An 11,220-nucleotide genomic window follows, 5' to 3' on the forward strand; every position below is an offset into this window, starting at 1 on the left:
CTTGGATGGAGCGCTCCGCCTGCTCGGTCGAGTTCCGGGGCTACCCCGCGGGGCGCGGGGGGCTGGCGGCGGGGGCCGCCGCGGGCGCGCCCGCGGCGCTGCTCACCGGGACCCTGGACGACGGCTCGGACCTGGCGACCGTCGTGGCCACGCTCGCGGCCGTGGAGGCCGAGGCCGTCGCCGCGACCGCCCGCACGCTCGACGTCGCCGCCCTGGCCGCCGCCGCCGACGCCGTGGCCGGCGCCCGGGTCGTCGACTGCTACGGCATCGGCGCCTCCGGGCTGCTGGCCGCCGACTTCGACCACAAGGCCGCCCGGATCGGGCTGCTCACGCGGCTGCGCACCGAGGCGCACGCCGCGCTCGTCAGCAGCGCCCTGCTCGGCGCGGGCGACGTCGCGCTCGTGGTCAGCCACTCCGGGCGCACCCGCGAGGTCGTCGCGGCCGCCCGGCGGGCCGCCGCGAACGGGGCGGGCGTCGTCGCGCTGACCAGCGCCCCCGCCTCCCCGCTGGCCGCCGCGGCGCACCACGTGCTCGTGGCGACGGGCCGCGAGACCGCCTACCGCGCCGGTGCGACGGCCAGCCGGGCGAGCTCGCTGCTCGTGCTGGACTGCCTGCACGTGGCCGTCGCCCAGCGGCTGGGCGCCGCCGCGGGCGCGGCGCTGCAGGCGACGTACCGGGCCGTGGAGGAGACCGGCTGAACCCCGCCGGGCCGGTGCGGACCGCCAGGGGGCCGGCGGCGGGTCAGCGGCGGGTCAGCGGCGGGTCAGCGGCGGGAGAGGTCCTGCACCGCGTCCACCAGCGGTTTGAGCTCGGGCACGTCACCGGCGCGGACCAGGGCCTGCTCGAGCACGGCGTCGTGCACGGGGCGCGCCAGGGCGAGCAGGTCGCGCCCGGCGGGCGTCAGCTCGGTGTAGATGCCGCGCCGGTCGTCGGCGCACAGGATCCGGGTGAGCAGACCGCGCTCCTCCAGGCGGTTGACCAGCCGGGTGGCCGCGCTGGCGGACAGGGCCGCGGCGCGCGCCAGCTGCTGCATGCGCAGGTGGAAGCCGTCCTGGCGCGAGAGCGCGTCGAGCACCGTGTACTCCACGACGGACAGGCGGTGGGCGGCCTGCAGGGCGCGCTCCAGGTCGGCCTCGATGAGCCCGTGCAGGGCGGCGAGGGTGCGCCAGCCCTGGGCGCGGGTCTCGACGGCGTCGTCAGCGATCCCCATGCCGCGAGTCTACCGGGCGATCCTGTGCGCTTGACGACTGTGCGCGTGTGCAAATACTTTGCTTGCACACGCCGCCTATCGGCGCCCACACACACCCCCTCCCCCTTGGAGCACCTGTGCCTCTCGGACTGCTCGCCCTCGCCCTCGGCGGGTTCGGCATCGGACTCACCGAGTTCGTCATCGCCGGACTGCTGCCCGAGGTCGCCACCGACCTCGCGGTCGACGAGGCCACCGCGGGCCGGCTGATCTCCGGCTACGCCCTGGCCGTCGCGGTCGGCGCCGTCGCCCTCACCGCCGCCGTCGCCCGGCTGCCGCGCAAGCACGTGCTGCTGGGCCTCATGGTCCTGTTCATCGCCGGCAACCTGCTGTCCGCCCTGGCCCCTGGCTACGGCACGCTGATGGCCGGCCGCGTCCTGGCCGCGCTGTGCCACGGCGCCTTCTTCGGCATCGGCAGCGTCGTGGCGGCCGGCATGGTCGCCCCGGAGCGCAAGGCGGCCGCCATCGCGACGATGTTCGCCGGCCTCACCACGGCCAACGTCCTGGGCGTCCCGCTCGGCACGTTCGTCGGCCAGCAGTTCGGCTGGCGCGCCACCTTCGCCGTCGTCACCGCGATCGGCGTGCTCGCGCTCGCCGGTGTCGCGGCGCTGGTCCCCGCCGCCGCCGCGGGCAGCGGACCGGCGCCCCGGCTGCGCACCGAGCTCGCGGCGTTCGCGGACACGCAGGTGTGGTTCTCGTTGACCGCGACCGCCCTCGGCTTCGGCGGCATGTTCGGCGCCTTCACCTACATCGCCTTCACGCTCACCGGCGCCAGCGGGTTCAGCGCCGGCGCCGTGCCCTGGCTGCTCGTCGTCTTCGGCGCCGGCCTGTTCGTCGGCAACAGCCTCGGCGGCCGGGCCGCCGACCGGCACGTGGACCGCACCGTCCTGGTGGCGCTGGCCGCCCTCGCGCTCGTCATGGCGGCCTTCGCCCTGCTCGCCTCCTCCCAGCTCGCGACCGTCGTCGCGCTGGTCCTCATGGGCGCCACCGGCTTCGCGGTCGTGCCCGGCCTGCAGCTGCGCATCGTCAGCCGCGCGGCGCAGGCGCCGACGCTGGCCTCCGGGGCCAACATCGCCGCCTTCAACGTCGGCAACGCCGGCGGTGCGTGGCTGGCCGGCCTGGCCATCACCGCGGGGTTCGGCTACACCGCACCGCTGTGGACCGGGGCGCTGCTGGCCGCCGCGGCGTTCGCGGTCCTCGCCGTCGGCGCAGCCCGCGCCCGCACCGGCAGCCCCCGGCGCGGGGGGGCGCGTGGACGAGGCGGTGGGCGCGGCCGCCGCGCGCTGAGCCGCCACCGGGCGCGGGCGGACCGGCGCCCGGCGGCGACCGGCGCGGCTAGGGTCGCGCCCGTGGCCCGTCCCCCGCTGACCGAGCAGGCCCGCGACGGCGGGCGCCCCGCGGGCGCCGTCGCGGACCTGCCCCTGCTGCTCACCGACGAGGCGGCGCGCGCGGCCGCGGCCACCGACCGCTCCGGGCACCGGCCCGCGAGCCCGCCCGACGGCGTCGTGCGCGCCCGCGACGTCGACGACGTCGTGGCGACGCTGCGCTGGGCCAGCGCCACCCGCACCCCGGTCGTGCCGCGCGGGGCCGGCACCGGCCTGGCCGCCGCCTCCTCCGCGAGCGCCGGACAGGTCGTGCTCGACCTGTCCGGGATGGACCGCCTCCTGCAGCTGCGCCCCGAGGACCAGGTCGCCGTCGTCGAGCCGGGCGTGCTCACCGCCGACCTGGACGCCGCCGCGGGCGAGCACGGCCTCTTCTACGCCCCCGACCCGGCCAGCTCGGCGATCTCCACGATCGGCGGCAACATCGCCACCAACGCCGGCGGCCTGCGCTGCGCCAAGTACGGCGTGACCCGCGAGGCCGTCCTGGGGCTGGACCTCGTCCTCGCCGACGGCCGGCGCCTGCGCACCGGCCGGCAGACCGTCAAGGGGGTCGCCGGCTACGACCTGACCGGCCTCGTCGTCGGCTCGGAGGGCACGCTCGCCGTCGTCGTCGGCGCCACCCTGCGGCTGCGCCCGCGCCCGCGGGCCGTGGCGACGCTGGCCGCCTCCTTCGGCGACGTCGTGCAGGCCGCGGCCGCCGCCGCCGACATCACCGCCGCCCGCCTGCAGCCGTCGGTGCTGGAGCTCGTGGACGCGGTGACCCTGGAGGCGGTCGACGCCCTGCGCGGGACCTCGCTGCGCTCGCGCGGTGAGGCCGTGCTCGTCGTGCAGTGCGACGGGCGCGGCGCGCAGGAGGAGATCGAGGCCGTCGGCCGGGTGGTCGCCGCGCGCGCCACCTCCTGGAGCGCGACGAGCGACCCGGTGGAGGCCGGGGAGCTGCTGGCCGCCCGCCGCGCGGCGCTGCCGGCGCTGGAGCGCCTGGGCGACGTCTTCATCGAGGACGTCGCCGTGCCGCGCTCGCAGCTGGCCGCCGCGGTCGCCGGCATCGCGGAGGTCTCACGCCGCACCGGCGTGCGGATCGCGACGATCGCCCACGCCGGGGACGGCAACCTGCACCCGGTCGTCGTCGTCGAGCGGGGCGCGAGCGTCACGCAGGGCCCGGCGTGGGAGGCCTCGTGCGCGGTCTTCGAGCTGGCGCTGCGCCTGGGCGGGACGCTGACCGGCGAGCACGGCGTGGGGCTGCTGAAGCGGGCCTGGCTGCGCGAGGAGCTCGGCGAGGACTCGCTGGCGCTGCAGCACGGCATCAAGGCCGTGTTCGACCCGCTGGGCATCCTCAACCCGGGCAAGGCCCTCTGAGCCCCGGCGGGCCGCCGACCCGATGTTTGCATGGCCATGCAGTGCCGTGCATACTGTTCCGCATGTCCAAGGTGCTCACGTCCCTGCCCGTCGGCGAACGCGTCGGCATCGCCTTCTCCGGTGGTCTCGACACCTCCGTGGCGGTCGCGTGGATGCGCGAGAAGGGCGCGGTGCCCTGCACCTACACCGCGGACATCGGCCAGTACGACGAGCCGGACATCGCCTCCGTCCCCGAGCGCGCCAGCACCTACGGCGCGGAGCTGGCGCGGCTGGTCGACTGCCGCGCGGCGCTGGTGGAGGAGGGGCTGGCGGCGCTCACCTGCGGCGCCTTCCACATCCGCTCCGGCGGGCGGGCCTACTTCAACACCACCCCGCTGGGCCGCGCGGTCACCGGCACCCTGCTCGTGCGGGCGATGCTCGAGGACGACGTGCAGATCTGGGGCGACGGCTCCACCTACAAGGGCAACGACATCGAGCGGTTCTACCGCTACGGCCTGCTGGCCAACCCCGCGCTGCGCATCTACAAGCCGTGGCTGGACGCCGAGTTCGTGCACGAGCTGGGCGGGCGCACCGAGATGTCGCAGTGGCTGCAGGCGCGCGACCTGCCGTACCGCGCCAGCACCGAGAAGGCCTACTCCACCGACGCGAACATCTGGGGCGCCACCCACGAGGCCAAGCGCCTGGAGCACCTCGACGTCGGCATCGAGCTCGTCGAGCCCATCATGGGCGTGCGGTTCTGGGACCCGGCCGTCGAGATCGCGCCCGAGGACGTCACGATCGGCTTCGAGCAGGGCCGCCCCGTCTCCATCAACGGGGCGACGTTCGAGAGCGCCGTCGAGCTGGTGCTGGAGGCCAACGCCGTCGGCGGCCGGCACGGGCTGGGCATGTCCGACCAGATCGAGAACCGCATCATCGAGGCCAAGAGCCGCGGCATCTACGAGGCGCCCGGGATGGCGCTGCTGCACGCGGCCTACGAGCGGCTGGTCAACGCCGTCCACAACGAGGACACCGTCGCCAGCTACCACAACGAGGGCCGCCGGCTCGGGCGCCTGATGTACGAGGGCCGCTGGCTGGACCCGCAGGCGCTCATGCTGCGCGAGTCGCTGCAGCGCTGGGTCGGCAACGCCGTCACGGGCGAGGTGACGCTGCGACTGCGCCGCGGCGAGGACTACTCGATCCTCGACACCCGCGGCCCGGCCTTCAGCTACCACCCCGACAAGCTGTCCATGGAGCGCACCGAGGACTCCGCCTTCGGCCCCGTGGACCGCATCGGGCAGCTGACGATGCGCAACCTCGACATCGCCGACTCGCGCGCCAAGCTGGAGCAGTACGCCGGCCTGGGCATGGTCGGCAGCTCCCAGGTCAGCCTCATCGGGGCGATGGACGCCGGCGGCGCCGAGGCGATCGCCTCCCGCGGCCAGGTCTCCCCCGACGAGGAGCTGCTCGACCGCGCGGCCCTCGAAGCCGGCAACGACTGATCCCACCCGCGCCACCCCCGCCGGCTCACCGGCGCGCTCTGCCGGCGGGGTCCTCCCCGCCGGGCAGCGCGCCGGGCACCCCGGCGAGCAGCCCGCTGCGCAACCCGATCGAGACGGCCTCGGCGCGCGAGGAGGCCCCGAGCTTGGCGAGGATGCGCGAGACGTGGACGCTGGCCGTCTTCTCGGCCATGAACAGCCGCTCCCCCACGGCCCGGTTCGTCAGCCCCGCCGCGAGCAGGTCCAGCACCTGCAGCTCCCGCGCGGTCAGCGGCCCGCGCCCGGGGGGCGCGTCCACCCGCAGCCGCCGCGCCAGCTCCTCCAGCGCCGCGGCCAGCGGAGCGGCCCGCAGCGCGGCCGCCGTGCGGCGGGCCGCGTCGAGCACCGGCAGCGCCTCCTCGCGGGCACCGGCCGCGGTGCAGGCCTCCGCGAGCCGCCAGCGGGCCCGGGCCAGCGCGTACGCGTCGCCGTAGGAGAAGGCCTCCACGACCTCCCGCCACGCCTGGACCTGCTGAGCCGCAGGGGATCCGAGCAGGCGGCAGCGCTCGGCGCGGGCGGTGGCCAGCCAGGCGCGGCCCTCGGGGCCGAGGGCACCGGCGCGCGGCTGGCCCGTCGCGGCGAGCTCCTCGACCCGGGCGCTGACGCGCTCGGCGAGCGCGGTGTCCCGGGAGCCGGCGTCGGCCAGCGCCCCGAGGGCCTGCGCCCCCAGCCGCAGCCCCGCCAGGTGCGCGGGGTGCTCGATGCCGGGGAAGCTGAACAGCGCCTCGACGAGGACGGTGGCGGCCGCGGCGGGCTCGCCCCGCCAGCGCAGCACCTCCGCCTGCGCGGCGGCGGCCGACAGCCCCTCCTCCACGTCGTCGCGCCAGGCGGGCTCCAGCAGGGCCTGCGCCTCCTCGAGGGCGCCGCGCGCGGCGAGCACCTGCGCGGCGACGACCCCCACGCCCACGGTCGCGGCGTGCGGGGCCTGCGGGCCGAGCGCGCGGGCGAGCTCCAGCGCGCGGTCGAACTCGCCGGCGACGAAGGCCGCCGTGGCCTGCAGCGTCAGCAGCTGCAGGCCGTAGGGCGCCCACGACAGCCCGGCCGCGGCGGCCCAGGCGCAGGACTCGTCGAGCAGCCGCGCGGCCCCGGCGAGGTCACCGCGGTCGTAGCGGTCCACGGCCCGGTTGTAGCGGGCGCGCAGCGCGGTGCCCAGGTGACCGGCCTGCTCGGCCGCCGCGGCCGCCCGGGTGAACAGCGCGTCGGCGTCCTCGAGCGCGCCGTCGAGGTTGTCCAGGCCGCCGAGGGTGATGAGGACGTCGGCCTCGGCGCCGGCGAACCCGTGCCGGGAGGCCAGCTCCAGCGCGGCTCCGCACGCGCGCCGGGCGGCCTCGAAGGCGTCCAGCTCGAAGTGGCAGCGGGCGGCCACGGCCAGCGCCCAGCAGACCGCGTGCGCGGCCGCCGGCTCGCCCGCGCCGGCCTCCTGGGCGCGGTGGGCGTGCGCGAGGGCCTCCTCCCAGCGGTCGCAGCCCCACAGCGCCGTGGCGCACCGGCGGTGCGCCTCGGCGGCCACGGGCGCGGGCGCGTCCGGTGCCAGCACGTCGAGCGCGGACAGCGCCAGCAGGGCCGAGCGGCCCGGGTCGCCGGCGAGCGAGGCCAGCCGCGAGGCGCGCAGCAGCAGCTCCAGCCGGGTGGTGCCGGTGACCCCGGCCGCGTCGGGGACCGCGCTCCACAGCGGCAGCACCTCCTCGACGTGCCGCCACGCCTGCGCGGGGGCGCGCAGGCCCTCGGCCTCGTCGGCCGCCGCGATGCCGGCCACCAGCGCGCCGGCGAGGTCGTGGCTCTGGCGGGCGTGGTGGGCGAGCTCGGCCGCCGAGGCCACCCAGCGCCCCTGCGCGCGGGCCGTGCGGACCGCCTGCGCGTACGCGGCGTGCAGCCGCACGCGCTCGCCGGGCAGCAGGTCGCCGTAGACGGCCTCGTGCAGCAGGGCGTGCCGGAAGGCGTACCCGTCGCCGCCGTCGGGGTCCAGCACGCGCAGCGCCACGGCGTCGCGCAGGTGGCGCTCGAGCTCGTCGTCGGGCAGGCCGGTGGCCGTGCGCAGCAGGTCGTGGCGCACGCGCCGGCCGCCGACCGCCGCGGCCCGCACGACCCCGGCCGTGCCGGCCGGCAGCGCCTCCACCCGGGCCAGCACCACGTCCGCGAGCGCCGTGGGCAGGGCGGCGGCGCCGCCGCGCCCACCGGCCATCAGCAGCTCCCCCGCGTAGTAGGCGTTGCCCTCCGCGCGGGCGTGGATGCGGCGCACGGTCGCGGCGGAGACGTCCCGGCCCGCCAGCGCGCGCAGGAAGTGCGTCATCTCCTCGGCGGAGAAGGGTTCGAGCACGACGCGGTGCACGACCGGCAGCCGGCCCAGCTCGGCGAGCACGGGCCGCAGCGGGTGGCGGCGGTGCAGGTCGTCGGTGCGCACGGTGGCCACCACGAGCAGCCGCTCCTCGCGCACGCGGCGCAGCAGGTAGGTCAGCAGGTCCCGGCTGGCGCCGTCGGCCCAGTGCAGGTCCTCCAGCACGAGCAGGACCGGCCGCTCGCGCGCGGCCGTGGCGAGCGCGACGGCGACGGCGTCGAACAGCTGCAGCTGGGACAGGTCGGCGCCCGCCTCCCCCGGCCTGGCCGCGGCCCACCAGGAGGGCGCCTGCGGGGTGCGCAGCGGCTCCAGCGCCTCGACGAAAGGCAGGTACGGCAGCGCCTCGCCGCCGGCGGAGGCGCAGTGGCCGACGAGGACGAGGTCACCGGCGGCACGGGCGCGCTGGACGAGCTCGGCGACCAGGCGGGACTTGCCGACCCCGGCGTCCGCCTCGACGAGCACCCCCGCGGCCCTGCCCCCGCGGGCGGCGCCCAGCGCCGCCTGGAGGGCGTCGAGCTCCACGGCGCGGCCGACGAGGTCCGTCGCGGGGGGCTGGTGGACCGGCACGTCCGCCATCGTGGCACCGGGTGCGGACACGGCGGGCCGCCGCTGCGCGGTGCTCAGCGCCCCGGGTGCGCGGGCCGCCCCGCCGCCCGGCTCCACCGGCCGCCGCGCAGCAGCGCACCGAGCAGCGCGCGGCCCCCGGCACGGCTCCGGGCACCCCCGTGGGCACGGTCCCGGGCACGGCGGGCGACGCGCAGGGCCCGCACCCGCCGCTCGCGCTCGGCGAGCGCCAGGGCCTCCTCGTGCCGCAGCGCCAGCCCCTCGTGCAGCTCCCAGTCGATCGCGGTGGTGCTCATGCGCCCAGGCTCGTGCTGAGGGCCGCCCGCGGGCGTCCGGTGTTCGCGCCGACTCGGCAGGCGCCACCAGCCTTAGTTACTTACTGTGCATAAGGTGTTACATCGAGTCGTGAGGCGTGACCCGGCCCGGTCGACTTCCGGCGCTCGCCGTGCACCCGGGGCGCGGCGGCGCGACCATTCCCTGGTGGCAGTGTGGACGTCCTTCATGGACCTGGTGCACCTCATCGGCGCCGTCGGCTGCCTCGCCCTCACCGCGGGCTTCGCCGCCGACGGCGAGGCGGCCCGCGCGCTCTTCTACGCGCTCGCCTTCCTCGCCTTCGCCGCCGCGCTCGCGCGCCGCCGCCAGCACCGCCACCGCCGTCCCGCGGTCGTCGACCTGCGCGAGGCCGCCACCGGCGCCCCGGCCGCAGCCGCCCCGGCGACCCCGGCGGCCGGCACGCCGCCGCGCTCCGCCGCCTGAGCCGACCGCGCGGGCGGCGCACCCCGCCGCTACGTTCCCGGGCATGGTCGAGCACACCGCCACCAGCACCGCCGACGTCCGCGCCGTGCACGTGGGACCGATGGACAACGTCGCCTACCTCGTGACCTGCCGCGCCAGCGGCGCGCAGCTGCTCGTCGACGCCGCCGACGAACCCGACACGCTGCTCGACCTCGTCCAGGAGGGCGATCCGCGGGGCCGCCTGGGCACCGTCGTCACCACCCACCGCCACCGCGACCACGTCGGCGCCCTCGAGGCGCTCGTGGAGGCCACGGGTGCGGGCACGGCCGCCGGCGCCGACGACGCCGACCACCTGCCCGTCCCCGTCGACCGCCGGCTGGCGCACGGCGACGTGGTGCGGGTGGGCGAGCTGGCCCTGGAGGTGGTGCACCTGCGCGGGCACACGCCCGGCTCGGTGGCGCTGGTGCTGCGCGACCCCGACGGGCCCGACCACGTCTTCACCGGCGACTCCCTCTTCCCCGGCGGCGTCGGGAACACCCGCGGCGACGCCGGCGACTTCGCGCGGCTGCTCGACGACGTCACCGACCGCCTCTTCGCCGTGCTCGCCGACGACACCGTCGTGCACCCCGGCCACGGCGCCCCCACCACGCTGGGCGAGCAGCGCCCGCAGCTGCCGCAGTGGCGCGAGCGGGGCTGGTGAGCGGGCGCCGCACGGGACGCGGCGGGCCGGCCCCGCGGCCCGCTCAGTCCAGCGCGGCGCCGCGCCGCTCGGGCAGCAGGGCGCTCGCGAGCGCGGCCAGCGCGAACGCCGCGCCGAACACCGCGAACACCGCACCGGTGCCGCCCGCGGCCAGCAGCGGCGGGACGCTGAGCGGGGCGAGGATGGAGGCGATCCGGCCGAAGCCGGCGGCGGCCCCGGCGCCGCGGGCGCGAACGCTCGTCGGGTACACCTCCGGGGTCACCGCGTACAGCGCACCCCACGCGCCGAGGTTGCAGAACGACAGCAGCATCCCCGCGGCCACGATCGTCGCGGGCGAGTCGGCGACGGCGTAGCAGGCGGCGCCGGCGGCGGAACCCACGAGGAAGGCCGCGAGGGTCCGCTTGCGGCCCCACACCTCCACGAGCACCGCCGACAGCGCGTACCCCGGCAGCTGGGCGAGGGTGATGACGAGGGTGAACCCCAGCGAGCGCACCAGGCTGAACCCGTCCTCGACGAGCAGGCTGGGGATCCAGGTGAACGCGCCGTAGTAGCTGAAGTTCACGAAGAACCACACCAGCCACAGGCCGGCCGTGGTCCGCCGCAACCGGCCGGACCACAACCGGGCGGACCCGCGGGCGGGGACGGGCTCGGCGACCATGGCCGCGCCGCGGGGAACCCCGGCGGACTCCTCCAGGGCGCCCACGACGGCCTCCGCCTCGTGGGTGCGCCCGCGCGCCAGCAGGAACCGCACCGACTCCGGCAGGGCCCGGCGCACCACGAGCGCGTACACCGCGGGCAGCGCCCCCAGCGCCAGGGCCCAGCGCCAGCCGTCGTCGGAGGCGGGCACCAGCAGGAAACCGATGAGCGCGGCCATCGTCCAGCCGACGGCCCAGAACGCCTCCAGCACCACGACGACGCGACCGCGGATGCGGCTGGGCGCGAACTCGCTCACCAGGGTGGAGGCGACGGGCAGTTCCGCCCCCAGACCCAGGCCGACGACGAAGCGGAACACCAGCAGGGCCCCCAGCGACCACGACAGGGCGGCCGCACCGGTGGCCAGCCCGTACACCAGCAGCGTCAGCGCGAACACCTGCCGGCGGCCGAAGCGGTCGGCGAGCACCCCGCCCAGCGCGGCGCCCAGCGCCATCCCGGCGAAACCGACCGAGGCGATCCACGACTGCTCGCCGGGGGTGAGCTCCCACTGCTGGCGCAGGGCGACCAGGACGTAGGCGACCAGCCCCACGTCCATCGCGTCCAGGGCCCAGCCGATGCCGGAACCCACCAGCAGCCGGCGGTGCCGGGCGGTGAACGGCAGGGCGTCCAGCCGTTCGGTGGCGGTGGTGACGGGTGCGCTCACACCGGTGAACCTACCCCGCGCGCGGGGTAGG

The 11,220-nt window shown here is 77.5% G+C and carries 9 protein-coding genes and 1 pseudogene; 6 read left to right on the plus strand and 4 right to left on the minus strand.

All coding sequences use genetic code 11. The features are described from left to right. Positions 1-698, plus strand: a 698-nt coding sequence (locus ACRYM2_RS21520; RefSeq protein WP_432524605.1) for an SIS domain-containing protein, incomplete at its 5' end; no start/stop codon positions are given. A gap of 65 nt (positions 699-763) precedes the next feature. Here ACRYM2_RS21520 and ACRYM2_RS21525 read toward each other — a convergent pair. Then, complete coding sequence (locus ACRYM2_RS21525; RefSeq protein WP_432524606.1) at positions 764-1,210, minus strand: MarR family winged helix-turn-helix transcriptional regulator; 447 nt, start codon at positions 1,208-1,210, stop codon at positions 764-766. 116 nt (positions 1,211-1,326) lie between these two features. On the opposite strand from ACRYM2_RS21525, the pseudogene ACRYM2_RS21530 reads away from it, so the two are divergent. The 3 genes and pseudogenes from ACRYM2_RS21530 to argG form a co-directional block, all read left to right on the plus strand. Further along, a pseudogene (locus ACRYM2_RS21530) lies at positions 1,327-2,472 on the plus strand (MFS transporter); the annotation flags it as partial. A 189-nt stretch (positions 2,473-2,661) separates the two neighbouring features. Next, positions 2,662-3,984 (plus strand): FAD-binding oxidoreductase, encoded by a 1,323-nt coding sequence (locus tag ACRYM2_RS21535; RefSeq protein ID WP_432524617.1) that lies wholly within the window; start codon positions 2,662-2,664, stop codon positions 3,982-3,984. Between the two features lie 62 nt (positions 3,985-4,046). Continuing rightward, entirely contained in the window at positions 4,047-5,462 is a 1,416-nt protein-coding gene (argG, locus tag ACRYM2_RS21540) for an argininosuccinate synthase (protein WP_432524607.1), read from the plus strand. 25 nt (positions 5,463-5,487) lie between these two features. Here the strand turns inward: argG and ACRYM2_RS21545 are convergent, their stop codons facing one another. Beyond that, positions 5,488-8,400, minus strand: coding sequence for an ATP-binding protein (locus ACRYM2_RS21545; protein WP_432524609.1), 2,913 nt, complete (start codon positions 8,398-8,400; stop codon positions 5,488-5,490). Between the two features lie 53 nt (positions 8,401-8,453). Continuing rightward, positions 8,454-8,693, minus strand: a complete 240-nt coding sequence (locus ACRYM2_RS21550; RefSeq protein WP_432524610.1) for a hypothetical protein — start codon at positions 8,691-8,693, stop codon at positions 8,454-8,456. 184 nt (positions 8,694-8,877) lie between these two features. Here ACRYM2_RS21550 and ACRYM2_RS21555 point away from each other — a divergent pair, with 184 nt between their 5' ends. Both ACRYM2_RS21555 and ACRYM2_RS21560 read left to right on the plus strand, forming a co-directional pair. Continuing rightward, on the plus strand, positions 8,878-9,153 hold the full coding sequence (locus tag ACRYM2_RS21555) for a hypothetical protein (RefSeq protein ID WP_432524612.1): 276 nt from the start codon (positions 8,878-8,880) through the stop codon (positions 9,151-9,153). A 43-nt stretch (positions 9,154-9,196) separates the two neighbouring features. Beyond that, a complete protein-coding gene (locus ACRYM2_RS21560) occupies positions 9,197-9,832 on the plus strand; it encodes an MBL fold metallo-hydrolase (RefSeq protein ID WP_432524613.1) in 636 nt (211 codons plus the stop codon). 43 nt (positions 9,833-9,875) lie between these two features. Here the strand turns inward: ACRYM2_RS21560 and ACRYM2_RS21565 are convergent, their stop codons facing one another. Next, a complete protein-coding gene (locus ACRYM2_RS21565; protein ID WP_432524615.1) occupies positions 9,876-11,189 on the minus strand; it encodes an MFS transporter in 1,314 nt (437 codons plus the stop codon). Positions 11,190-11,220 lie beyond the last annotated feature (31 nt).

It is taken from the genome of Kineococcus aridisoli (genome assembly GCF_050871885.1).
In the GTDB taxonomy this organism is placed as follows: domain Bacteria; phylum Actinomycetota; class Actinomycetes; order Actinomycetales; family Kineococcaceae; genus Kineococcus.